The organism is Jeotgalibacillus sp. 10bf12 (assembly GCF_055597105.1).
Genome location: NZ_CP200276.1, coordinates 2,528,301 through 2,553,427, shown reverse-complemented (window position 1 = coordinate 2,553,427; position 25,127 = coordinate 2,528,301). Strand labels below are relative to the sequence as shown.

Genomic DNA, 25,127 nt, shown 5'->3' with positions numbered 1-25,127 from the left:
AGAATCAATGTTTATTAGATGGTTGTTTCATGTGCGAAACCATTGTACTATTAAATTATTGATTATATTTGGGGTTGAAAGTATGAGAAAATTACTGTTATTGTTGTTTTTCTTCGTGATTGGAGCTACTGCTTACGTGTTCTCAGCAATTGGAGATCAGCTTTCTATATTGTAGTAAATGATGAACCGGATATGTTGGCTGAGTATAAGCATCTGGAAGCGGCAGGATAAAAAAGTCCCGCCGCTTTTTTTGATAAACGTCTTTATAAATGTGGTGATATATATGAAAACAATCGTTATTTCCGGATATCGGGCACATGAGATCGGCATTTTCAAATCTGATGATCCTGCGGTTAGGATAATTAAAAAAGCAATCAGACTGCGTGTGGAACCTCTTTTGGAAGAAGGTCTTGAATGGGTCATTGTATCCGGAGGGCTGGGTATTGAACAGTGGGCTGCAGAAGAGGTCATACAAATGAAACGAGAGGACGCTCAAGTCCAGCTGGCTGTTATCACACCTTTTTTGAACCAGGAAGAGAAATGGAATGAAGAGAATCTGAACAGGTATCAAAATATCCTTAAAAGTGCTGACTTTACAGCATCTGTTTCTAATAAATCTTACACAGATCCGTCACAGTTTAAAAATAGGGATGATTTGCTACTCCGGAAAGCTGATGGATTACTAATTGTTTATGATGAGGAAAAAGACGGATCGCCCGGTTTTCTTGTGAAGAAAGCGAAAAACTATGCTGAAAATAATAATTTGGAAATTATGTACATTAATTTTCAGGATTTACAGTGGATTGCAGATGAAGAGGCATTAAATGAAATTGAACCTGATTGACAAGCGACCTGCTTTTTGGAAAAATAAATATACTGGATACGAATGCCGAGGTGAATAATAATGAAAAACGAAGTTGCACAATTAACTGCCAAAGAAATACTTGAACGTGAGTTTAAAACAGCAATGAGAGGCTATAAGCCTGAAGAAGTTGATGCATTTCTTGATCAGATTATTAAAGATTATGAAGCTTTTAGTGAAAGAATTGAAACGCTTGAAAATGAATTGAAAAAAGTACAGAAAAGCACTGCGGAGCCACAGCGGAGATCGACTGTACAACAGACTCAGCCGCAGACAACTGCAAGCGGCACTACTAATTTTGATATTTTGAAGAGGCTGTCTAATCTGGAAAAAGAAGTGTTTGGCAGAAAATTATACGAGGACAGGTAATAAAAGCTTCTTGCTTATTGCCAATGTTCACTGTATAATTTGATTTTGGCGAAACCGGCTATATGGTTGGGCAATTGCTGCTTAATGCAGAGGAAAGTCCATGCTCGCACGGTGCTGAGATGCCCGTAGTGTTCGTGCTTCGCGAAACAATAAGCGGAGGCAGCCTGATTCATCAGGCTGACGGCAGAGAAGATACCTAAGTCTTTGCAGATATGGTATGCATCTCTTGAAAGTGCCACAGTGACGTAGTTTTGCCAGAAATGGCAAAAGTGGAACGAGGTAAACCCCACGAGTGAGAAACTCAAACAATGGTAGAGGCACTTTCCCGGGGGAAATGAACCGAGGGAAAGGTCGGCATTTATGCCGGCAGATAGATGATTGCCGCATGTTGTACAAGCCTAATAAGCGTTACAGTACGCATGAACAAAACATGGCTTACAGACCATTAGCTGGTTGACCAATTTTATAATGATATCACCAGAAGGCATGACCATTATCAGGAGGTCTGCCTTTTTTCTTTCGAAACAGGGTATGATGAAAATAGATGAACTAATCATAAATATTACACGAGGTGAAATATGGCTACGTACAAACTGATCGCCACAGCAGCGATGGGACTCGAATCAATTGTTGCAAGAGAAGTAAAAGATCTTGGTTATGAAACAACAGTGGAGAACGGCAAGGTGTTTTTTGAAGGGGATGAACTCGCAATTGTAAAAGCGAATATGTGGCTGAGAACCGCAGATCGGGTGAAGCTAGTGATGGGTGAATTTAATGCTTATTCGTTTGATCAGCTATTCGAAGGGACAAAAGCACTTCCATGGGAAACCCTTATGCCGGTAGATGCAGCATTTCCTGTATCGGGAAAGTCTGTTAAATCTAAGCTTTACAGTGTGCCTGACTGTCAATCAATCGTTAAAAAAGCAATTGTGGAGCGAATGAAAGCAGCGTATAAAAGAATGAGCTTTCTCGAAGAAACCGGTCCAACTTACAAAATTGAAGTGGCAATCAGAAATGATAAAGTGACGCTTACTGTTGATACCAGTGGCGCAGGCTTACACAAAAGAGGCTACCGTACCGGGCAGGGTGAAGCTCCATTAAAAGAAACCATGGCTGCTGCACTGATTAAATTAACAAACTGGCGTCCGGACCGCCCCTTTCATGACCCTTTCTGCGGATCAGGTACGATTCCAATTGAAGCTGCTTTAATCGGACAGAATATTGCTCCCGGGTTTAACCGTGAATTTATATCAGAAGAATGGCCGATCATTCCTGAAGCTTTATGGGATCAAGTGAGAGAAGAAGCAGAATCTGCAGCAAATTACGATCAGCCCCTTGAGATCTACGGGACGGATGTAGATCATAAGATGATTGAAGTGGCTAAGGAAAATGCAATAGAAGCGGGGCTCGGGGATTTAATACAATTTAAACAGATGCAGGTAAAAGACTTTACTGCTTTTAATGATTCCGGCGTCATTGTAGGAAACCCGCCTTACGGTGAACGGATCGGGGAAGAGGAAGAAGTGGAAGAAATGTACCGTGACATGGGTGAGGTTTTCGAACAGTATCCGACATGGTCAAAGTATATTATTACCTCACACCCTCACTTTGAAGACTTATATGGTAAAAAGGCAACTAAAAAACGTAAATTATTCAACGGGTTTATCCGTACAGATTATTATCAGTATTTTGGTCAGCGTCCTAAACGTAAAAATGATTAAGGGAATGATTGAATGAACACAAAGAGCCTTCCTTTTCCTGTAACAAGCGACCAGTCATTCTATGAAGCTCTGGGAGACTGGATTGGTGATGTCTTCTATGACATTTTACCTGAAAAAGGGTTAGAAATGCGTGATGAGCAGATATTTATGGCTTTTCAGCTTGAACAGGCCTACAAAAACAAATCAGTTATTTTTGCAGAAGCAGGAGTTGGCACTGGTAAAACAATTGCCTATCTGCTATATGCAGTTGCTTATGCAAGGTATACGGGCAGACCGGCAATTATCGCGTGTGCTGACGAAACCCTGATTGAACAATTAGTGAAACCAACCGGGGATATTAAGAAAATTGAAAAGATGCTGGATATGGAGATTGATGTCAGGCTTGCGAAATCCAGAGAACAGTATTTATGTTTGAAAAAGCTTGATGAAGCCGATAAACGGACTGAAGATGAAGCAATTGAGGATGTTTATTTGCAGCTGCCCGAGTTTGTCTATGGAGCAGGATCAATGTCATCCTTTTATCCTTATGGTGATAGAAAAGAGTATCCATATTTAGATGATGAACAGTGGCAGGCTGTAAATTATGATTCTCTACAGGATTGTCTGAGCTGTGATGTGAGACATCGCTGCGGTCAGACGCTTCATCGTGAATATTACAGGCAGGCCGGTGATCTGATTGTCTGCTCACATGACTTTTATATGGAGCATATCTGGACAAAGGATGCCAGAGTAAGAGAAGGTCAGCTTCCGTTGCTTCCTGAAGCAAGCTCTGTTATTTTTGATGAAGGACATCTGCTCGAATATGCTGCTCAAAAAGCACTGACATATAAAACGTCACTGCAGTCGATGGAAAAAGTTCTTTCAAAACTCTCAGGTAATGATATAAGAGAAAAGACTTTATATCTGATTGACTCAATACTTGAGTTGCATGATGACTGGTTTGCATTAATTTCAAGCAGTGCTGATCATAGTTCAGAGAGAATGAAAATTAAAAAGTCTGATGAATTGATTCAAGCTTCTGCCAAACTGAAAAAATCGATAGATGAACTGCTCGAGGAACTGGTATTTGAATCTGAAATGTACGTAATAGATGAATATGATCTGAAAATTTCAGAAGAATATCTTGAAACGGTGCTTTTTTCATTAAAATTACTTGTTGAAGATGACAATGCAATTATCTGGCTTGAAGAAAATTTTGATGATGAAAGACTTGTCATTATGCCAAGGATGGTCGAAGAAATTTTAAGAGAAGAAGTCTTCTCAAAAAAACTGCCTTTCATTTTCTCATCAGCAACCCTTTCTGTTGATCAGGACTTTTCATATTTAGCATCAAGTCTCGGAATTGATGACTACTCATCATTCACAGTAGAATCACCTTACGAATACGATGAAGTCATGAGTATACAGGTGAGAGTGCTAGGTGAGACAGATCGTGCGACCGCTATTTCTGACATCGTCAATCACAATGATGGCGGATCACTGATTTTATTTAATAATCATGATGATCAGGATTTATTCAGGTTTACTAACCTGATAGATGACAAGCAGTGTTTATTTGAAGGTGATGAAGAAATCAGTACACTGGTTGAAAAATTCCAGGAAGATACTTCTTCAGTACTCGCTTCAATCAATTTATGGGAAGGTCTTGATGTCCCAGGGTTAAGTCTGAATCAGGTCATCATTGATTCTCTTCCATTCCCGCCTGATGATCCGGTGTTCGAAGCAAAACGTAATCATTCGGAAGATCCGGTAAACGAAGTGGATCTCCCATATATGCTCTTAAGATTACAGCAGGGAGCAGGCAGGCTGATCCGTTCTTCATCTGATAAAGGAAAAATTACCATCTTCCTTTCAAAAGAGGAAGAAAAGTGGATTCCGGCGATTAAAAAAATCCTTCCTGTTGAACCGGAGATTATTAGATAAGACTTATATGCTAAGGGGGGTATCCCTCTTTATTACCTTTAGGAGCCCGGGACACAGTCCCGGGCTCCTCGCTATTTATTTCAAGTTCCGAAGCAAATTCATTATTTTTTCAGAAAAGTATGATAAGATAAGTATTGAAATTGACTGGAGGGATTAAGTTGACTTTAGAAACAGTAAAAACAGATTTTATCAGCCACCTGAATAAAATTTCAGCCCATCAGGAGGCATTGGGACTGATTTTTTGGGATTTACGTACTGGAGCACCGAAAAAAGCAATCGAACAGCGCTCTGAAGTAATTGGTATATTGTCATCAGAAGTATTTAATCTGTCTACCTCTGACCAGATGGCAGACTACATAAAAGAACTGAATAAACATAAAAGTGAGCTGGATGAGCTGACAGTTAAAATGGTCGAGGAATGTGAGAAAGAATTTGACCGTAACCGCAAAATTCCAGAAGACGAGTTTAAGAAGTACGTTGTATTAAAATCAAAAGCTGAAAGTGTCTGGGAAGAAGCACGTGAACAATCAGATTTCGCGATGTTTGAACCGTACCTGAAGGAGCTTGTTGAGACCACTAGACGATTTGTTGGGTATTGGGGCTATGAAGGTAACCCTTATAACACGTTGCTGGATATGTTTGAGCCTGGAGTGACAGTTGAGGTGCTGGATGAAGTGTTTGGTAAAGTCCGTGAAGCAATTGTTCCGCTTGTAAAAGGGATTGAGCAATCTGCTGTTAAACCGGAAACATCTTTTATCTATAAACATTTTCCAAAATCGGCACAGCGGGAATTCAGTATTCATGTGTTGAAAGAGCTGGGTTACGACTTTGATGCAGGAAGACTTGATGAGACAGTACATCCATTTGCGACAGGTCTGAACACTGGTGATGTGCGGATTACAACTCGTTATGATGAAAATGATTTCCGGGGAGCAATTTTCGGAACAATCCATGAATGTGGACATGCATTATATGAGCAGAATATTGATCCGGAACTAACGGGAACCCCTCTCAGCGGAGGAACGTCAATGGGGATTCATGAATCACAGTCATTATTCATGGAAAACTTCGTAGGTAGACACCCTGAATTCTGGAAGCGTCACCTGCCATCTTTAAAAGAGTATTCACCTGAACAGTTCAATGATGTTTCAGTGGGAGAGTTTCTATCAGGTATCAATGAGTCAAAGCCATCACTGATCAGAGTGGATGCAGATGAACTGACTTATGCTCTACACATTATGATCAGATATGAAATAGAAAAAGGTCTGTTTAATGGTGAGTATGAAGTGAATGAACTGCCTGAGGTCTGGAACAGTAAATATAAAGAGTATTTAGGGGTAGTACCATCAAATGATGCAGAGGGGATCCTGCAGGACGTTCACTGGTCCGGGGGAGCATTCGGTTATTTCCCATCTTATGCACTTGGGTATATGTATGCAGCCCAGTTTAAAAATGCAATGCTGAAAGATATTCCTGAATTTGATCAGTGTATTGCAACCGGTGATATTGCACCGATTAAAAACTGGATGACTGAAAAAGTACATCGCTTTGGTAAAACAAAGAAGCCGCTTGAGATTTTACATGAAGCAACCGGTGAAGGACTTAACGCAGACTATCTGATTAAGTATCTCCAGGATAAATATGCAGCACTATATGATCTTGAGCCTGCAAAGTAAGGAGTGAAAGCATGATTCTTCCTTCATTCAGAGTAGAAGGTAAAAAAGCCATTATCACTGGCGCCGGAAGAGGCATTGGACGGGCACTTGCAATCGGATTTTCACAAGCAGGGGCAGAAGTGATTTTATGTTCCCGGACAAAAGCGGAGCTTGAACAGGTGAAAAGTGAAATTGAAGCACTTGGAGGAAAAGCGTCTGTCTATCCTGTGGATGTAACTGACACGATTGAATTGAGAAAAACGGTTGAAATGATATTCAATGATTATCAGGTGATCGATATTCTTGTAAATAATGCTGGGATGAATATTCGGTCTAAAGCAAATGATGTAACAGAGGACGAATGGATTAGAATCATGGACACAAATGTGAAATCAGCATTTATGATGTCACAGGCAGTCGGTGCTAGAATGCAGCAGCAGGAAAGTGGCGGCAGCATCTTATCAGTGTCTTCAGTAGCAGGGCATGTCGCGCTTAAAACGGGCGTCGTATATGCAGCTTCAAAAGCCGCTATGATCCAGATGACAAAAGTTCTTGCTTATGAGTGGGGAGATGAAGGGGTAAGGGTGAATTCAATCGGCCCCTGGTATTTTGAAACGCCACTTACAAAACACTTGCTTGAAGACGAGAATTATTTAAATGAAATTCTTGCAGTAACGCCGCTTAAAAGGGTAGGACAGGTAGAAGAGCTGATTGGTCCGGCATTATTCTTATCATCGGAGGCCGGAAGCTATGTAACTGGTCAAACGCTCTTTGTGGACGGTGGTATGACCATCAACGGGTTTTAATGAATTGAAAATGATAAAAAAACAGAATTCTGCAGGCAGAATTCTGTTTTTTACTGCTGTATAGAAACAAGAATTGAAAAATGACCTATTCCCGCTGCTTCAAAAGGTAAATGAATGGCCTGTTTAAAGTTATGCAAAGTCGTCTCACCAGTCATAACTGAAGGGGGTGTAATATCCATCTCTACTCCTTCAGATGAAATATAAGTTGTGAGGTTACCAGCTATCATATTGCCAATTTCACCGATAAATGAAATCAGCATATCATCTTCAAGGTACATTCCATACATAGATTCACCAAGGCTGCTGAATTGCTGTTTATCTCCATCTATCAGGATATTTCCTTTTAGTTCTCCTGTCATTCCAATCAAAACTGCGATCTGATCCTGCTGATAAGGAACAGTTAGTACAGAAGGACGGCTATGTTGAATAGACACCGGCACGACGTTGCTAATAGAGTGGACCATCCCATTTAAAAGATTTGATATTACTTTAGAAGTATTCATGATAACCTCCAGCCTGAATAATGATTCTATTATACCATTACTTTGTGCTTATTGAAGGCGATTGTGAATTTCTTTTTTAAAAATGCCTAAATTTTAAACGATAAAATCTTTTTTTCGTTACAATAATAGATATAATCGAACAAAAAGGAATGGTCTATGTGAATAAAGCGGATTTTGATATCCGGAAAGAAGAATTAATTAATGATTGTATCGCATTTCATATAAAAGCACTTGAATATGGAGATACGGAAAGAGCTGAAAAATCAAAAAATCTGGCAGAGAAGCTTTACCGGGAACAAATTGTAATAGCCTTTTGTGGACATTTCTCTGCAGGGAAATCTGCAATGATCAACCACCTTGCCGGAGAGAGCTTACTTCCATCAAGCCCGATTCCAACCAGTGCTAACCTGATTGCTTTACATACAGGCGCAGAAAAACCAGTGAGGGTCACTGCTGCTGATCAGACAATATATGAATTGGAACCCCCACTCGATGAAAGGTCTATTATCTATTTAGGTAAAGAGGGTCTAACGGTAAAAAGAATTGATCTTTGGAAAAACTCGACTAATCTGCCTGATGGCGTAACATTGCTTGACACGCCGGGGATTGATTCCGTGGATGATGCGCATAAAAGATCAACTGAATCTGCAGTACACCTTGCCGATCTGTTGTTTTATGTCATGGATTATAATCATGTGCAGTCAGAAATGAACTTTGAATACATAAAAAATATGTCACAGCATAACCGGAAAATCTATGCTGTAATTAATCAGGTGGATAAACATAGAGAAGAAGAGCTTTCATTCAATACCTATAAAAACGCTGTTGAAAGAGCATTTTTTGAATGGGGTGCAATGCCGGAAAAGTTTTTCTATACGTCACTTAAACGACCTGATCACTTAAAGAACCAAAGCAGAGAGCTTAAAAATGAAATCTCTAAAATGACGCAAAATAGGTACTCACTTTTAATTGAATCTGTGGAGAGCTCTTTAAATGTCTTGAAATCAGAATTGTTAAGCTTCCTGGAAGAAGAAAAGGCGGAAATTATTGAAGCGTATTCCACGATTGTGACTGATGAAGATTTAAACAATAAAGAAAAGATCTATGAACAGGCTAAAGAGCTTGAGGGAACGATACATTCATTTGAAGACTGGTCAGGCAATTTTGATCAGGAAATGAATAAAATGCTTAAATCGAGTTACCTCATGCCTTCAGATGTGAGAATTATTGCTGGGAAATATCTTGAATCCAGACAGCCTAATTTTAAAACAGGCGGTCTATTTTCAGGGAAAAAAACGAAACAGGAAAAAGAATCAAGAGAAGCCGAGTTTAACCGGAGTTTAAAATTAGTCATTGATGAACAGCTAATCTGGCATGCGAAATCAATTATGTATCAGTTTCTCGAGCATGCAGGCATATCACGCAATGGCTGGTCTGAAAAGATAGAAAATATTTCAATTGAAGAACCGGTGATCATAGCTGAGAAAAATATTAAATCAGGTGCCGGGTATACAGGCGAAGCGTTACTTAATTATTGTGAGGCAGTGGCTGAAAACTGCAGAAGTGAAATCAAATCTCAAATGCTGTTTATCAAAGATGAGATTCTTGAGACGCTTGATGATCAGATAGAAGAATTTACAATAAGAAAATCAGCGGACCACAAGGAAATATCAAAAAAGGTAAATATATTGAAGCAAATTGAAGAATTAGAAAGTATGATCGCCTCACTGGATCATATGAAAGCCAATCAATCTTTAAAGAATGAATGGGCACTTAACTGGAATCTTGATAAAACAATTGTTAAGTTGTCAAGCCTCGATCAGATGGTTTCTGATGGTGAAATGCCAGAACATGAACAGGCTATTTCCAAATCAGTTCCATCCACCGATATCGACGAAGAGGTGCTGCTGCAAAAGACACTGCAGCTTGCTACTGAAACGAGTAGCATCGAAGGCTTTGAGCAACAATCCCGAATGCTTTTTGAGCAGGCGGACCGGTTGAAAGACAAGCAATATACAGTTGCGTTATTCGGGGCGTTCAGTGCCGGCAAATCAAGCTTTGCAAATGCGATGCTTGGCGATAAGGTACTTCCGGTTTCTCCAAATCCCACTACTGCATCGATTAACAAAATATTTCCGCCTGATCAGCAGCATCCTGACAAAACTGTTATTGTTCACTTTAAACAGTCACATGAACTATTTGAAGACCTGAAAGAAGCCTCAAAATTAAACAAAATAAAAACACTTGAAGAAATGGCAGAGAGTTTACCTGATGTGATAGAAAAAGATTCCGTCTTGTCAGAATCCAAAAAGAGTTTTATTCGTGCATTTCTGAAGGGATGGAACGAATATAAAAGCATGCTTGGTCAGAAAAGAGAGGTAGAGTATAAAGAATTTCAAGGCTTTGTATCTAATGAACACCAGTCATGTTTTGTAGAAGCGATTGATTTGTATACATCTTCAACAGTATCTGATAAAGGCATTACATTAGTTGATACCCCTGGAGCCGATTCAGTAAATGCAAGACATACTGATGTTTCTTTTGACTATATAAGGAATTCAGATGCAATTTTATTCGTTACTTACTATAATCATGCTTTTGCAAGAGCTGATCGTGAGTTTCTGATACAGATGGGAAGAGTTAAAGATAGCTTTGAGCATGATAAAATGTTTTTTATCGTCAACGCAGTAGACCTTGCTGAAAGCGAAGAAGAAAAAAAGGATGTCATTCAGTATGTGAATAAGCAGCTTCAAGCTTTTGGTGTTACAGAACCAAAAATCTTTGGTGTATCAAGTCTGCAGGCATTAAAAAATGAGGAGAATTCCGGTCTGGAGCAGTTTCAGAATGAATTTTCATCATTTATTGACCAGGAGCTTGATTCAATTGTTAAAAATAACACAGCTGAATATTATGAACAGACACTGCAGAGAATGCAGGTTCTTTTAAAGCAAATGAGGTCGGATGAAAAAGAAAAAGCACAGAGAAAATCTGATCTTACAGTGCTGTCAGAAAGTCTTAACAACTATTTCAATTCTTCATTCAAAGAAAGTGCAAGAGCACAAACTGAACAGGAATTAAAAGAACTACTCCATTATGTTAATCAGCGCGTTTTTTACAGATTTTCAGATTTCTTCAAGGAATCTTTCAATCCTGCAGGCTTTAATGGCAAGTCTAATAAAATAGCACTCTCGGAGGCATTATCAGAGTGTATTAACATGGTGGCTTTTGATCTCTCGCAGGAATTTAAAGTAGTTAACTACAGAGTTGAACAGATGATATTGAAACTTTATAAATCTGAAATGAACCGCATTTGGGATCAGATTAAACTACTGTTTCCTGAAGGCGTCAAACCGGAAGCGGCTGTTGAAACAGGTGAATTATTAACATTTAATCATATTTTTGACCAGGTGAAAGAATCTGATTTCAGTCAGGAAAAATCTATGTTTAAAAACAGTAAATCTTTCTTTGAAAAAAATGAAAAGAAATTTATGATGCATGCACTTGAAGATAAGTTAAAGGATAGAGCTCTGATAGAGACAGAAGAAGTGAGCAGTCAGATAAATGAGTGGATCGATAGAGAAATGTCTAGAATTGAAAGCGTATTATACAGCAGCTGGCAGTCTGATCTTTCAGCACAAATTGACGGGGCAGTAGAGAACCTATATTCTGAGGCATATGCTTTAAAACTCGAGACTGCGCTCAAAAGGTTAACATCAGATGGGGAGTGAGTATCATGTATGTGCTACCTGTATTTACTTTAAAGCAGAGAGAAATGAAGGGGTTATGAGCTATAATTGTAAAAGGTTAGGTTACGAAACTAAACCTCATTATCAGTTCAATTGCTGGACACCAAAACAACATGTGATCGACCTAATGAAAAAAAGGCGGGGATAAGTATGCACGCATCAGTATCAGCAGAATGGTTACTTGAACAGATAGAATTAAATAACCCGGTGACAATTCTGGATTGCAGATTCGATTTAAAAAATCCGGATGCCGGACAGGAGAAATATCAGCATGCGCATATTCCAGGTGCGCATTACCTGCATCTTAATCGCGATTTATCAGGAGAAGTTCAAGATCATGGGGGCAGACATCCACTTCCGGATATAGATGTTTTCAGGCGGAAAATGGAGCAATCAGGTGTAGCAAATCATATTCCTGTTGTTGTTTATGATGGAGGGGAAGGTGCGATGGCTGCGAGAGCCTGGTGGCTGCTGCACTATGCCGGACATGAAGAGGTGTACTTACTGAACGGTGGTTATAGTGAATGGTCAGAAAAGCAGTATCCTATAACCGAAGTTGTGCCTGAAACCCAGGGTACAAAGTTTAATCTTTATGTAAAGGACGATATTATAGCTGAGAGCGCAGAGGTTGAAAATGTGGTTTCAGGAAATCAGAGTGCATGTCTGGTTGATTCACGGGATTATTCGAGATATATTGGTGATCATGAACCGATTGACCGTGTCCCGGGTCACATTCCTGGAGCTATTAACAATGAATGGGTGAACAGCTTTAAAGAAGGAAGACTGCTCAATGCTGAGGAACAGTCGAAGAGGTTTTCTGAATGGGATAAAAAACAGCCGTTGATCGTCTATTGCGGCAGCGGGGTCACAGCCTGTCCCAACTATATTGCACTAAAACTGGCAGGTTTTACTAATGTCAAGCTGTATCCTGGCAGTTACAGTGATTGGGTGTCTTACGACCATCATGACATTGAACTTGGGGATGCAACCCATATCAGAAAGAAAGATGAAAATCATTAAACAACGATGACTAAGGTTTAATAAAAAGGAGAACAAAATGAAACACGTACTTTTAATAGACGGAATGGCTCTTTTATTCAGATCATTCTTTGCAACTGCAATATCAAATCAATTTATGTACAACCAAAATGGCCTGCCAACGAATGGGATACAGGGATTTATTAAACATACTGTGACAGCTGCAGAATTAATACAACCTACACATGTAGCCATCTGCTGGGATATGGGGAAAGAAACATTTCGTAATGAAGAGTTTTCTTTATACAAAGCAAACCGCAATGCACCGCCGGAAGAATTAATTCCGCAATTTGATCTCGTTAAAGAAATTTCTGAGAAATTAAGTTTTCACAATGTGGGTGTTAAGGGATATGAAGCAGATGACTGTATTGGCACGATCGCAACAAAAGAAACGGATAGTAAAATCAGCATCGTAAGTGGAGATAAAGATCTGCTTCAGCTGCTGAGACCTAATGTGGATGTGTGGCTTGTTAAAAAAGGTTTCGGCACATATGAAACATACAACCTGGACAGATTTATCCGGGAATATGACATTACCCCTCAACAGTTTATAGATGTTAAAGGATTAATGGGTGATACAAGTGACGGCTACCCTGGTGTAAAAGGAATCGGAGAAAAGACTGCATTCAAATTAATTAAAGAGTTTGGTTCAATAGATGGGATCCTGCAGAACATGGAAAAGCTAACCCCGGGCCAAAGAAACAAAATCACTCAGGATCAGGAAATGCTTCATCTATCACGAAAGCTTGCAGAAATTTATTGTGATGTTCCACTTGAAACGCCGGTTATCAAGGACTGGAGTGGTCTGCCCGACCATGCGATGGACGTGGCTGATGAATTTGGTTTAAGATCTGTCAGAAGGTTTATGGAGCAGGGGATGAAATGAACAAATCACTAGATGATTTTGTGGCAGATCTGCTTGCAAGAGGCTTTAAGCTTGATGATGAGGCAATCGGGTTTATATACTTTGGAAAAAAATTTACCGGTGCAGATGATCAGCTGATTAAGATGGCGATTGAGGCTACTTTAAAATGCCAAAAACGTTTTGATTCCAGTTTCTATATGTCTGTTTTAGAAGAATTGTCAGGTAAAGAATGGAAAAATAAAAATGAAATGACCATGCATTTAAAACTTAAAGGTATGCCACTTTAAAGAAGAGCCAATCAGCTCTTCTTTTTTTGTGAATAGATTGCCTGTCTGGCGAGTTTATCGGCAACTGCATTATCTTTACCGGGTATCCATTTTATGAAAAAAAGATCAAATTGATCCAGCAGTGAAATGATTTTCGGAAGATAATGTGCGTATTTCTGATTTTTAATATATCTTTTTTCAACTGCCGCAAAAACTGCCTGTGAATCAGTTTTACATGAGACAATATGATCTTTATATGGAAGACATTTCTCGAGCCCAATTAGAAGTGCCTCATATTCTGCTTCATGATTTGTCATTTCATCTAATTCAATAGAGTATTGAAGACTGTCTTTTCCGTTTTTTACAAAAATACCTGCTCCGCTTACTCCGGGATTGCCGGCGCTTGCGCCATCTATAAAAAGTTCAATCATTCATATCACCTCTAACAGAAGTGTATCAGCAGTTGCATACGTGAACAAATCAAATGTACAATAGTATGAATGAAGGAGGGATTAAATTTGAAAATTTACTTTGCTGCTCAATACGAGCACCCTTCAGGCAAGCGCATTGCTTTCCAAAGTGATTGGATTGATGACCTTCATGCCCTGTCATTTATTGCAGATTTTGAAAGGACAGGAAGGTTTGCCATGATTTCTATTCATGATGATCTCGGTCAGCAATGGAATATTAAAGAATTTAAAAAACTGATGGTGAAAACATCAGGTGCTGCAAAAGATATTTCTGTACACTTCGATGCAGCCTATTCTAAAGCGGGCACAACTTCAGGCCTTGGATGGACGATAGAGTATCTTCGGGACGGAAAATCATTTATTGAAAAAAGGAACAAAATCATAAGTCAGATACAATCAAATAATGAGGCGGAATATGCAGCGTTATATTATGCCTTAGAGCATGCCTTGGAGATTGCTGACGGGTTTCAGCAGGTCATCAGGTGCTACGGTGACGCACTGACAGTAACGAATCAAATGTCAGGAGAGTGGCCATGTTATGACAAGGAGTTATCAAAATGGGCAGACAGAATTGATTTGTTATTAAACAATCGTAAAATGGCAGCAGAGTACCTTCATATCGGAAGAACTCAAAATAAACCTGCTCACAAATTAGCACAGCAGGCAATGGATCAAACTGACATCAAAAGCTTGAACAGGAATGATAAGGATGAATAAAATGGAAAAACAAACCGCAATTTCAGCTGTAGATGATTTGATGAGCACTTATTGCAAAGGGTGCCCGATAAAAAAACAACTGAGAGCAGAAAAAGGGAAATTGCACGCTCATAAATTCTGTATCTCTGAGTGTTCAATTGGTCTGAAAATTAAAGAAATTGGCCGTTTATTAACGTGAATATCAAATGTCCATAAAAAAAGCCGGCGAAGACGCCGGCTTAATTATTCTTTCTTAACAACATTCGCGGCCTGGGGCCCACGATTACCTTCTATAATTTCAAATGAAACTTCCTGACCTTCCTCTAGGGATTTGTAGCCATCACCCTGCACGGCCGTAAAATGCACAAATACATCATCGCCACCTTCTACTTCCAAAAATCCGTAGCCTTTTTCGTTATTGAACCATTTTACTTTGCCATTATGCATCTGATTTCCTCCCTGCTATTTCCCTAAAGAGATTTCCATTCTCAGCATTTCGCCGATAAATGATATGTTTACTATACACATCATTAAAAAATGCGTCAATAACTAGAGAGAATTTTCAAAAAAATTTACCGGGTTTTTAATTTCAATTTCCCCCTTTTCTCACGACAGTTGTTTCATAAAGACCGTTATAGTACACTTTACAAGTAGTCAAATCATGGTTTCCGGAGGAGGGGTCCCCGCGTGCCAACGCCCAGCATGGAGGATTATATAGAACAAATATACTTACTGATAGATCAAAAAGGGTATGCGAGAGTTTCAGATATTGCTGAAGCACTGTCAGTTCATCCATCCTCAGTAACGAAAATGGTACAAAAACTGGATAAGGATGAATACCTGATCTATGAAAAATACAGAGGGCTGGTTTTAACAAAAAAGGGTAATAAAATTGGTAAAAGACTTGTCTTCAGGCATGAACTATTAGAACAGTTTTTGACTGTTATTGGGGTTAAAGACGAGAACATTTATAATGATGTCGAAGGGATCGAACATCACCTAAGCTGGAATTCAATAGATCGGATCGGTGATTTAGTTCAATTATTCGAAAATGAGCCTGAATTAGTAGAAAAGCTTAGGAAATTACAGGAAAAAGAAGACCAATAAACCGCCTTCAAGGCGGTTTTTGTATGTTTATATATAGTTGTCACATGTTATAATTAAACCACTACATGTTGCGGAGGCTTGTTATGACGACTAATAAAACTGTACCTTCTGATATTGAAATTGCACAGGCTGCTTCAATGGCGCCAATTATTGAAATTGCTGCCGGGGCCGGACTGACTGTTGAAGACATTGAAATGTATGGACAACATAAAGCCAAGGTAAAATTTGAAACAATAAACCGCTTAAAGACTGCACAAGATGGAAAACTGATTCTGGTTACATCCATTAACCCAACACCAGCCGGTGAGGGGAAATCCACAGTTACAGTTGGACTTGCTGATGCATTGAAAGCATCAGGCAAAAATTCAATGGTTGCTTTAAGAGAACCGTCTCTTGGGCCGGTAATGGGTGTAAAAGGCGGTGCTACGGGCGGAGGATATGCTCAGGTACTTCCAATGGAGGATATCAACCTTCACTTTACAGGTGATATACATGCCATAACGACTGCGAACAATGCGTTGGCAGCATTTATAGATAATCATATACATCAGGGGAATGAACTTCAAATAGATTCAAGAAAAATTATATGGAAACGTGTAATGGATATGAATGACCGTGCACTGAGACAAATAGTTATTGGCCTCGGTGGACCCGCAAGAGGTGTCCCGAGAGAAGATGGCTTTGATATTACAGTTGCATCAGAAATCATGGCTGTATTATGTCTATCTTCTGATTTACAGGATCTTAAGAATCGTTTATCCAACATCGTTATCGCCTATACATATCAAGGAGAACCTGTCACGGTAGCTGACCTTGATGTCCAGGGGGCATTAACACTCCTTCTCAGAGATGCCCTCAAACCAAATCTTGTACAGACACTTGAACAGACACCTGCACTTATTCATGGAGGACCGTTTGCTAACATCGCTCATGGTTGTAATTCAGTTCTTGCTACTAAAACTGCTTTAAAGCTTGCGGATTATGTAGTGACAGAATCAGGGTTTGGTGCTGACCTAGGTGCTGAAAAGTTTTTAAATATTAAAACAAGAACAACTGAAAAACACCCTGATGCAGTCGTTATTGTAGCTACAGTAAGAGCGCTTAAAATGCATGGAGGGAAATCTAAAAAAGAATTAATACATGAAGACACACAAGCCTTGAAAGCAGGTCTAACAAACCTGAAAAAACATATTGAAACCATTCAGCAGTTCGGACTGCCGGCTGTGGTCGCAATTAATAAATTCCATACCGACAGTGCGGCGGAGATCAGTATACTTGAAGACTTCTGCAAAAGTGAGCAGGTACCTTTTTCACTAACTGAGGTCTGGGAAAAGGGTGGAGCCGGCGGTATAGATCTTGCTGCAAAAGTCATTGAAGCGATAGAAAACCCTGGGAAGTTTTCTTACCTCTACAATCTTGATTTGCCGATTAAGGAAAAGATTAATACGATTGTGACAAAGGTTTACGGAGGGTCCGAAGCGGTTTTTTCTAAAAAAGCTGAAGCTCAAATTCAACAGTTTGAATCTTATGGATGGGGAGCCTTACCGATATGTATGGCTAAAACTCAATATTCGTTATCTGATGATCCGTCTCAATTTGGTCGGCCTGAAGGTTTTAAAGTAACGATCAGGGAAATTGTACCAAAGCTTGGAGCAGGTTTTCTGGTTGCAATAACCGGTGATGTCATGACAATGCCAGGTCTACCTAAAAACCCCGCTGCAAAAAATATGGACGTAACAGACGATGGCAAAGGAATTGGATTATTTTAATCTAATCCTTAAAAAGCGAAGCATCCTTTAAATGGATGCTTTTGCTTTTTAAGTGCAAATAGCGTGTAAAGCCTGATATGATAACGAAAAAAGAATGTGGGGATAATATGTTTGATCCAACTGCTTTTGACAACTTAAAAACAGTTCTTGAGGGTACTGTCTATGACAGAGATATTGATGGAACAATAAAAATTACAACAAGATCTGACCAAATAGATATTGCTACACTCTGCCGCAGTTTTACACTTACTTTTCATGTGCGGGAAAAATCAGTTGAAGCAGATATGAACCTGTATGCTGACCTGAAAAAATTGACTGCAGAATTGCTGCCTGACAATCAGGAAAACGAAGCAGGAGCAGCTATTTCAATTGTCTTTAGAAAGTACGGAACTGAATGGGCCGATGAAGAACTATCAATTCTTTCAGAGCAATGGGGGGAAAACAGGTGCTATGACATTAGAAAGATCTCCTCTACAAGAAATGAGAGTTATTGTGAAGCAGTTGTCCGTTTTGAAAGAACAATTACAGAGGATATGCTTAGAGATATAGAGGATATGGTCTATTTCGTAATTGAAACGCTGGATTTTCTTGAAGGTAAAAAGAAGTAATGCTGATTTCCAGGGAGCAAATAAAGAATGCAGAGTCGGCAGTGAAAAGCTTTCATGTAAATGATCATTCCGGTCACGGATGGGATCATATTATCAGGGTGAGAAATCTTGCATTAAAGATAGCCCATATAGAAGGGATAGCAAACCTTCATTTCATTGAATTGCTCAGCCTCTTACACGATGCCGGCGATGATAAACTCCATAAATCCAGGCAGGGTGCTGAATCTTTTTTGCAGAATATTATCAGTGAACTAGGTTTGGATAAAGCTGAACAGAGTTGGCTTTTTAATGAAATTAAATCTATAAGTTTCAGAAACAGGCATATATATCAAGGGACGATCGAGAGCAAAATTGTTTCAGATGCCGACAGACTCGATGCAATTGGTGCAATAGGCATAGCGAGAGCATTTACATATGGAGGGGCCAATGAAATTAAATTGCACAGTCAAAAAAGAGATGAATCGACAATAATTTCACACTTTGACGATAAATTATTACAGCTTAAGGATCAGATGCATACAAAAACTGCCTATAAAATCGCAGTTGAGAGAGATCGCTTTTTAACATTGTTTAAAGATCAATTTTTGAATGAATGGAATGGTAAAAAATGAAGCAGTGTAAGCTATTAAATATATATAAATCATACGGTGAAAAAACGCTCTTTAAAGATTTATCTTTCACAATTACTGACTCTGACAGAATTGGTCTGATTGGCGTGAATGGAACAGGGAAGTCTACATTAATGAAACTGATTGCTGGTCTTGAATATCCAGATACTGGTGAAGTTGATAAACCTAAACATTATACAGTGAAACTCCTGGAACAGGAGCCGGAACTGAAGAGTGAATTTACTGTTATGGAAACCATTTTTGAGAGTGATGCAAAAGTCACAAAGCTTATGACAGAGTATCAGCAGGTAATGATGGATTATGAAGAAAATGCTGATTCAGAAGAGGTCCAATCAAGGATGCTTGTGATTCAACAAAAAATGGATGAAGCAGACGCATGGGACGCAGCGTCAAAAGCCAAATCGATTCTATCTAAGCTTGGAATAAATGATACAGAGAAAAAGATTTCTGAGCTCTCAGGCGGACAGAAAAAAAGAGTTGCCCTCGCTCAAGTTCTTTTGGAAGAACCTGATCTTTTATTACTTGATGAACCTACGAACCATCTGGATTATGAGGCAATTCTATGGCTTGGCCAGTACCTGCAGAAATATAAAGGCTCATTACTATTTGTATCGCACGACAGATATTTTATTGACCAGGTGTCAAATGCGATGCTTGAAATTGATAAAGGAAGAGCTTTTAAATATAAAGGAAATTACCAGCAGTTTATCGAAGCAAAAGCTGAAAGGGAAGATCTGGAAGCATCTGCAGAAAAGAAAAAAGGTAATTTATATAAAAATGAACTTGCCTGGATGCGAAGAGGTGCAAAAGCTCGTACGACTAAGCAAAAAGCAAGAATTCAGCGGTTTGACAGTCTTGAGAAATCACTTGATAAAAGTCAGGACCAGGAGCTGAGTATTGGTGCATTAGGCAGCAGGCTTGGGAAGCAGGTAGTTGAATTAAAAAATGCGTCAAAAAAATATGAACGAGAATTATTTACTGACTTCAATCTGCTAATTATCCCCGGAGACAGAATAGGAATAGCCGGTTCGAATGGAAGTGGTAAATCTACATTAATGAATATCATTGCAGGTAAAATAGAGCCTGACAGTGGTAGTGTTGAAATAGGTCAAACAGTTAAAATTGCTTACTTTTCTCAGGAAATTGAAGAGATGGATCAAAAGTTGCGAATGATTGAATATATAAGAGAAGCTGCTGAAGTAGTTGAAACCCGTGACGGCACTGTTTCAGCGTCACAAATGCTTGAACAGTTTCTATTTCCACCTGAAGTTCATGGTACACCTATTTATAAACTTTCCGGTGGTGAAAAACGGAGACTGTATTTACTAAAGCTTTTAATGAAACAGCCAAATGTATTAATGCTCGATGAACCTACCAATGATCTCGATACACAGACACTCACTGTACTTGAAAACTTTCTCGAAGATTTCAGTGGTGTAGTGATTACTGTATCTCACGACCGTTACTTTTTAGATAAAGTAGCTGACAAATTAATTATCCTGAATCATTCCACTACACCTGAAATTACCCTGGATGATTATTCAGTCTACCTTGAAAAGGAAATTGAACATAAAAACGGTGTGGAGGATCAGCCGGTTGTTAAAGAACACAAACAGCCAGATGAGAAAGAAAAAACAAGGTTATCATACAAGGAAAAATTAGAATGGGAAACGATCACTGCAGATATTGAAGATGTTGAAAATAAGATCAATGAACTCGAGGAAGAATTAGTTCAAACTGGCAGTGATTATATGAGAGCTGAAGAAATAAACGAAGTGCTGAAGGAATTGAATAACAGGCTTGAACAGCTGATTGAGCGCTGGAGTTATTTATCTGAATACGCAGAGTAAGCCCATTTCTTCAACAGAAAATTCAATTATGATACAATGCAACTAGATTTGGGAATAATCGGAGGGGTAAAAGTGAAAATACTTTCTATAGAACCAACGCCTAGTCCTAATACAATGAAAGTAATTGTAGATGAGGCTTTAGCAGGCGGAAAGAGTAATAACTATAAAAAAGATGATGCAGATAAAGCACCGGATAAAATTAAACAGCTTTTACAGATCGACGGCGTAAAAGGAATCTATCATGTAGCAGATTTTCTTGCTGTGGAGAGACATCCCAAAGCGGATTGGGAAGCTGTCCTGCCTGAAGTGAGGTCTGTATTCGGTGAAGAAAACGAGACTGGACAACAGGAAGAAAAAACAGACGAACACTACGGTGAAGTAAATGTTCAAGTGCTTCAATTTAAAGGAATACCATTGCAGATCAAGCTGTTAAATGGTGAAGAAGAAAAAAGATTCGGATTACCTGATTACTTTGCGGGAGCGATGAGCGAAGCTCAGCTTGAAGGTGATAACGTTGTTCTTCAGAGAAAGTGGAAAGATTTCGGGATCAGATATGGTGATCTGGATAAAATAGCTCAGGAAGTAACAGATGAAATCCTGGCTTCTTATCCTTCAAGCAGAGTTCAGGCAATTGTTGAAGCGGCTAAAGAAGCTGGAGATACGCCTATACAAAGCAGAGAACTGAAAAAAGTAACTGTAGAAATGCTAAAAGCCTGTGACACATGGCAGGAAAGATATCAGTTGCTTGAACAAATCCCGGAACCTGAAGTTGATGACATTCCAATGCTGAACGTTGCATTAGAAGATGAAAAAGTCTCGGTCAGAAGGCTTGCAGTTGTTTATCTCGGCATGATTGAAGATGAAGATGTGCTGCCATCATTATATAAAGGACTTCGCGACAAAAACGCTTCAGTCAGACGTACAGCGGGGGACTGCCTCTCAGATCTCGGGTTTCCGTCTGCAGAAGAAGAAATGATTCATGCACTATCAGATAAAAATAAACTTGTTCGCTGGAGAGCAGCAATGTTCTTATATGAAGCAGGTACTGAAAGGTCATTAGGTGCCTTAAGAGCTGCTGAAGAGGATCCTGAGTTTGAAGTTAAACTTCAAATTAAAATGGCAATAGAAAGAATTGCTGAGGGTCAGGAAGCCAAAGGGTCAGTGTGGAAACAGATGACTGAAGCAAGAAAACAGAGAATGGAGGAATAATATTATGTCAATGGCATATGAAGAGTATATGAGACAATTGGTAAAGCCAATGAGACAGGAACTTACACAGGCTGGTTTTCAAGAGCTGAGAACAGCTGAAGAGGTCGAATCTTTTCTTGAAGAGTCTAAAGGTACTTCACTCATCGTTATTAATTCAGTATGTGGGTGTGCAGCAGGACTTGCAAGGCCTGCAGTAACACAGGCTTTAATTACTCATGATAAAGAACCTGACCACCTTGTGACGGTGTTTGCAGGTCAGGATAAAGAAGCAACTGCGAAAATGCGTGCTCATTTTCCTGATTTTGAACCGTCTTCACCATCCATTGTATTATTAAAGGATAATGAAGTGGCTCACTTTATCCCGAGAGAAGAAATTGAGGACCATGACGTAGAAGATATTGTGACTAACTTAAAAAATGCGATGGATCAATACTGCTGACGGTCGTGATCATTACAACTTCCGGCAGGCCCGGAAAAAATGCTTTAATGAATCTAAATAAGGCAAAAGCGCATTTTCCCGAAGCAATATCTGTAGAGAGAAATAAAAAGTCTATCAGACATTTAATTGAACAATCTCATTCTGATGTTCTGGTGGCAGGTGAAAACAGGTTTGAGCTTTATTCCAGCGATTCAGATGAACCTTTCTTTTATCATCCGAATTCTGCATCCTTTAGAATTAAAAGACTGATTAAAGGAGAGCAGGACCCGCTCATATCAGCAGCGGGTCTTTTGCCTTCGGATCGTTTGCTGGATTGCACTGCAGGTATCGCTTCCGATGCACTGGTCGCATCCTGGTATTGCACTCAGACAGTAACCGCAGTTGAACGGAGTAAAGAAGTCGCATTTATCACCGCTGAGGGACTGAAAAGCTTTCAGCACAATCATGCCGCGATAACAGATGCAATGAGAAAAATTAATCTCATCTATTCTGATGCGTTTGATTTTCTTAAGAAATGTGGAGCAGATGAATATGATGTGATTTATTTCGATCCAATGTTTTCTGAAACGATCAAGTCTGAAGGGATTGCAGGACTGAAACATATTGCGGAGTATCAGGATGATTATCTTTTAGAAGCGGTCAGGGAAGCAAAAAGAGTTGCGCGTAAAAGAATCATCTTGAAAGATCATTTCCGGTCAAAAAGATTTAGTCAACTTGGATTCGAACAAATTATCAGACCATCTACAAAGCAGCATTATGGTGTCATATCATTAGAAAAACCAGTCTAGATAGACTGGTTTTTTAGTGAATTTGTTCTGATCCGAATTTTGCGGGTGTATCTTTACCCCAGTAAACTTCTGCTAATTCATGATGTGTTTCAAAGCCGTCTTCAGCAGTATGATAGTGAAAATTAAAGCTGTAGCCTTCAAGTGGCGGGCGGTCTTTTCTTACATGAAAATATAGAATCTCATCATTGGATTTAGTATCCATGATATGAAATATTCTTTCGCCATCACCTTTTCCAAGGATAGGTGAAATCGCGATATCATGCAATTCTTCTTCAGAGTATGTATCAAGAAGATCGTGAATGATTTCCTCAATTTTAGGTAATACTTCGGATTCAAAATCAGACTCAATTCTCGGCAGAATTCTGTCACCGAGCTTGGAAGCTGTAATTTCTCTGGCCTGTGATATTAATTGCTCAGCAGATTGTTCCCTGCTTAGAGCAGGCAGAGCCGAAACTTCTATGTGATCCGGTATGACTTCATGATCGTCAGACTTTTGATTATTCCAGGCTAATAAATCCTGTGGTGATATCATTCCGAATGTCAGGATCGAGACTAATACAACAAATGATTTTTTTAACCAGTTAGGCATAACTTATTATTCCCTTCAATAAGAATTCAAATAATTAAAATCTGGAATGGACTCATTTTGTTAAATCAATTATACTAGAATACGAAAAGAAAAGCGCTAGTTTTTTAAATATTGTTCCTTGAATAGGGGGTAAATGTGTTGGAAGAAATTATGATCAGTATCGGGTTTCTATTAATGCTTGCTTACTTTGTATACTTACAATTTGCTGAATAATAAAAAGCTGGCGCCCGCCAGCTTTTTATTTACATAAACCATAAAGGAGCGCTGCTTAATGAAACAGTATCACGATCTATTAGAACAAGTTCTGAACCATGGAATCAGTAAAGGTGATAGAACAGGTACAGGGACGATCAGCTCCTTCGGTCATCAGATGAGATTTGATCTTGAAGAAGGTTTTCCTCTGGTAACGACTAAAAGAGTGCCCTTCAAACTAATCGTGAGTGAGTTATTATGGTTTATAAAAGGTGACACAAATATCCGTTATCTGCTTGAACATAATAATCATATATGGGATGAATGGGCATTTAAAAACTGGGTTGAATCAGATGATTACACAGGACCTGATATGAGCGATTTTGGTTTGAAATCTTTAAGTGACGAAGACTTTAACATTGAATATCAAAAACAGATCCAGCATTTTCAGCAAAAGATTTTATCAGATGATCAATTCGCGGAAAAGTTCGGTGACCTGGGCGCTGTGTATGGAAAACAGTGGAGGGAGTGGTCGAAGTCTAGCGGAGGAACCATTGATCAGCTGAAAGAAGTGATTGAATCGATTAAGACTAATCCCGATTCAAGAAGACACATTGTCAGTGCATGGAATCCTGAAGATGTTCCATCAATGGCTCTTCCTCCCTGTCACACGCTGTTTCAATTTTATGTTGCTGATGGGAAACTTTCCTGCCAGCTTTACCAGAGAAGTGGAGACCTGTTTTTAGGCATTCCATTCAACATTGCAAGTTATGCTCTGCTTACTCACCTGATCGCCAATGAATGTGGACTGCAAGTCGGTGAATTTATCCACACGATTGGTGACGCTCATATTTATTCTAATCATACTGAACAGGTTAATACTCAACTGAAAAGAGAATTCAAATCTCTGCCCGCACTTCGAATTAGTGGTCAAAAATCTGTTTTTGACCTTGAACCTTCAGATATTACGATTGAAAACTATGAGCCGCATCCTGCCATTAAAGCGCCGGTAGCAGTATAGGAGGAG

General features: G+C 39.2%; 25 protein-coding genes and 1 other RNA gene. 22 read left to right on the top strand and 4 right to left on the bottom strand.

From position 1 onward, the window contains the following. Positions 1-283: 283 nt before the first annotated feature. From DH10bf12_RS13260 to DH10bf12_RS13230, 7 genes are all read left to right on the top strand, one after another. Positions 284-844 carry an SLOG family protein gene (locus tag DH10bf12_RS13260; protein ID WP_471735741.1) on the top strand — a complete coding sequence of 187 codons (561 nt, stop codon included), beginning with the start codon at positions 284-286 and terminating at the stop codon, positions 842-844. Positions 845-904: 60 nt separating this feature from the next. Beyond that, on the top strand, positions 905-1,231 hold the full coding sequence (gene gpsB / locus DH10bf12_RS13255) for a cell division regulator GpsB (RefSeq protein ID WP_471735740.1): 327 nt from the start codon (positions 905-907) through the stop codon (positions 1,229-1,231). Positions 1,232-1,293: 62 nt separating this feature from the next. Continuing rightward, an RNA gene (gene rnpB / locus DH10bf12_RS13250) (RNase P RNA component class B) lies at positions 1,294-1,674 on the top strand. Positions 1,675-1,809: 135 nt separating this feature from the next. Beyond that, on the top strand, positions 1,810-2,952 hold the full coding sequence (locus DH10bf12_RS13245) for a THUMP domain-containing class I SAM-dependent RNA methyltransferase (protein WP_471735739.1): 1,143 nt from the start codon (positions 1,810-1,812) through the stop codon (positions 2,950-2,952). A 12-nt stretch (positions 2,953-2,964) separates the two neighbouring features. Further along, positions 2,965-4,875, top strand: a complete 1,911-nt coding sequence (locus DH10bf12_RS13240) for an ATP-dependent DNA helicase (RefSeq protein WP_471735738.1) — start codon at positions 2,965-2,967, stop codon at positions 4,873-4,875. A gap of 152 nt (positions 4,876-5,027) precedes the next feature. Next, positions 5,028-6,551 carry a carboxypeptidase M32 gene (locus DH10bf12_RS13235; RefSeq protein ID WP_471738238.1) on the top strand — a complete coding sequence of 508 codons (1,524 nt, stop codon included), beginning with the start codon at positions 5,028-5,030 and terminating at the stop codon, positions 6,549-6,551. Between the two features lie 11 nt (positions 6,552-6,562). After that, positions 6,563-7,336, top strand: coding sequence for an SDR family NAD(P)-dependent oxidoreductase (locus tag DH10bf12_RS13230; RefSeq protein ID WP_471735737.1), 774 nt, complete (start codon positions 6,563-6,565; stop codon positions 7,334-7,336). Positions 7,337-7,386: 50 nt separating this feature from the next. Here DH10bf12_RS13230 and DH10bf12_RS13225 read toward each other — a convergent pair whose 3' ends face one another. Then, the gene (locus tag DH10bf12_RS13225) at positions 7,387-7,839 is read right to left on the bottom strand and encodes a chemotaxis protein CheX (RefSeq protein ID WP_471735736.1); all 453 of its coding nucleotides are present in this window, start codon (positions 7,837-7,839) and stop codon (positions 7,387-7,389) included. A gap of 158 nt (positions 7,840-7,997) precedes the next feature. Between DH10bf12_RS13225 and DH10bf12_RS13220 the strand changes: the two genes are divergently transcribed. From DH10bf12_RS13220 to DH10bf12_RS13205, 4 genes are all read left to right on the top strand, one after another. Then, positions 7,998-11,567 (top strand): dynamin family protein, encoded by a 3,570-nt coding sequence (locus tag DH10bf12_RS13220; protein WP_471735735.1) that lies wholly within the window; start codon positions 7,998-8,000, stop codon positions 11,565-11,567. 168 nt (positions 11,568-11,735) lie between these two features. Then, positions 11,736-12,605 carry a sulfurtransferase gene (locus DH10bf12_RS13215; protein WP_471735734.1) on the top strand — a complete coding sequence of 290 codons (870 nt, stop codon included), beginning with the start codon at positions 11,736-11,738 and terminating at the stop codon, positions 12,603-12,605. Positions 12,606-12,642: 37 nt separating this feature from the next. Continuing rightward, positions 12,643-13,509, top strand: a complete 867-nt coding sequence (locus DH10bf12_RS13210) for a 5'-3' exonuclease (RefSeq protein WP_471735733.1) — start codon at positions 12,643-12,645, stop codon at positions 13,507-13,509. Then, positions 13,506-13,775 (top strand): DUF6123 family protein, encoded by a 270-nt coding sequence (locus tag DH10bf12_RS13205; protein ID WP_404403422.1) that lies wholly within the window; start codon positions 13,506-13,508, stop codon positions 13,773-13,775. The genes DH10bf12_RS13210 and DH10bf12_RS13205 overlap by 4 nt, the downstream gene beginning before the upstream one ends. A gap of 11 nt (positions 13,776-13,786) precedes the next feature. Here DH10bf12_RS13205 and DH10bf12_RS13200 read toward each other — a convergent pair whose 3' ends face one another. Further along, positions 13,787-14,185 carry a reverse transcriptase-like protein gene (locus DH10bf12_RS13200; RefSeq protein WP_471735732.1) on the bottom strand — a complete coding sequence of 133 codons (399 nt, stop codon included), beginning with the start codon at positions 14,183-14,185 and terminating at the stop codon, positions 13,787-13,789. Positions 14,186-14,272: 87 nt separating this feature from the next. On the opposite strand from DH10bf12_RS13200, the gene DH10bf12_RS13195 reads away from it, so the two are divergent. Then, complete coding sequence (locus DH10bf12_RS13195; protein ID WP_471735731.1) at positions 14,273-14,941, top strand: reverse transcriptase-like protein; 669 nt, start codon at positions 14,273-14,275, stop codon at positions 14,939-14,941. A gap of 1 nt (position 14,942) precedes the next feature. Then, a complete protein-coding gene (locus tag DH10bf12_RS13190; protein ID WP_471735730.1) occupies positions 14,943-15,119 on the top strand; it encodes a zinc-finger domain-containing protein in 177 nt (58 codons plus the stop codon). Between the two features lie 44 nt (positions 15,120-15,163). Here DH10bf12_RS13190 and cspD read toward each other — a convergent pair whose 3' ends face one another. After that, complete coding sequence (gene cspD, locus DH10bf12_RS13185) at positions 15,164-15,367, bottom strand: cold-shock protein CspD (RefSeq protein WP_204727647.1); 204 nt, start codon at positions 15,365-15,367, stop codon at positions 15,164-15,166. A 240-nt stretch (positions 15,368-15,607) separates the two neighbouring features. On the opposite strand from cspD, the gene mntR reads away from it, so the two are divergent. The 8 genes from mntR (at position 15,608) to DH10bf12_RS13145 (ending at position 23,319) form a co-directional block, all read left to right on the top strand. Continuing rightward, complete coding sequence (gene mntR, locus DH10bf12_RS13180) at positions 15,608-16,027, top strand: transcriptional regulator MntR (protein WP_471735729.1); 420 nt, start codon at positions 15,608-15,610, stop codon at positions 16,025-16,027. 83 nt (positions 16,028-16,110) lie between these two features. After that, positions 16,111-17,796: a formate--tetrahydrofolate ligase gene (locus tag DH10bf12_RS13175; RefSeq protein WP_471735728.1), complete on the top strand. Its 1,686-nt coding sequence runs from the start codon at positions 16,111-16,113 to the stop codon at positions 17,794-17,796. Positions 17,797-17,903: 107 nt separating this feature from the next. Further along, entirely contained in the window at positions 17,904-18,404 is a 501-nt protein-coding gene (locus tag DH10bf12_RS13170; RefSeq protein ID WP_471735727.1) for a hypothetical protein, read from the top strand. Continuing rightward, a complete protein-coding gene (locus DH10bf12_RS13165) occupies positions 18,404-19,015 on the top strand; it encodes an HD domain-containing protein (protein ID WP_471735726.1) in 612 nt (203 codons plus the stop codon). The genes DH10bf12_RS13170 and DH10bf12_RS13165 overlap by 1 nt, the downstream gene beginning before the upstream one ends. Beyond that, positions 19,012-20,883: an ABC-F family ATP-binding cassette domain-containing protein gene (locus DH10bf12_RS13160; RefSeq protein ID WP_471735725.1), complete on the top strand. Its 1,872-nt coding sequence runs from the start codon at positions 19,012-19,014 to the stop codon at positions 20,881-20,883. Before DH10bf12_RS13165 ends, DH10bf12_RS13160 begins: the two co-directional genes overlap by 4 nt. 72 nt (positions 20,884-20,955) lie before the next feature. Then, a complete protein-coding gene (locus DH10bf12_RS13155; RefSeq protein ID WP_471735724.1) occupies positions 20,956-22,092 on the top strand; it encodes a conserved virulence factor C family protein in 1,137 nt (378 codons plus the stop codon). A gap of 4 nt (positions 22,093-22,096) precedes the next feature. After that, entirely contained in the window at positions 22,097-22,531 is a 435-nt protein-coding gene (locus tag DH10bf12_RS13150) for a BrxA/BrxB family bacilliredoxin (protein WP_471735723.1), read from the top strand. Positions 22,532-22,578: 47 nt separating this feature from the next. Next, positions 22,579-23,319 carry a class I SAM-dependent methyltransferase gene (locus tag DH10bf12_RS13145; RefSeq protein ID WP_471735722.1) on the top strand — a complete coding sequence of 247 codons (741 nt, stop codon included), beginning with the start codon at positions 22,579-22,581 and terminating at the stop codon, positions 23,317-23,319. Positions 23,320-23,332: 13 nt separating this feature from the next. On the opposite strand, the gene DH10bf12_RS13140 is transcribed toward DH10bf12_RS13145, so the two are convergent. Further along, complete coding sequence (locus DH10bf12_RS13140) at positions 23,333-23,908, bottom strand: YpjP family protein (RefSeq protein WP_471735721.1); 576 nt, start codon at positions 23,906-23,908, stop codon at positions 23,333-23,335. Positions 23,909-24,179: 271 nt separating this feature from the next. Between DH10bf12_RS13140 and DH10bf12_RS13135 the strand changes: the two genes are divergently transcribed. After that, positions 24,180-25,121: a thymidylate synthase gene (locus DH10bf12_RS13135; protein WP_471735720.1), complete on the top strand. Its 942-nt coding sequence runs from the start codon at positions 24,180-24,182 to the stop codon at positions 25,119-25,121. Positions 25,122-25,127: the final 6 nt, after the last annotated feature.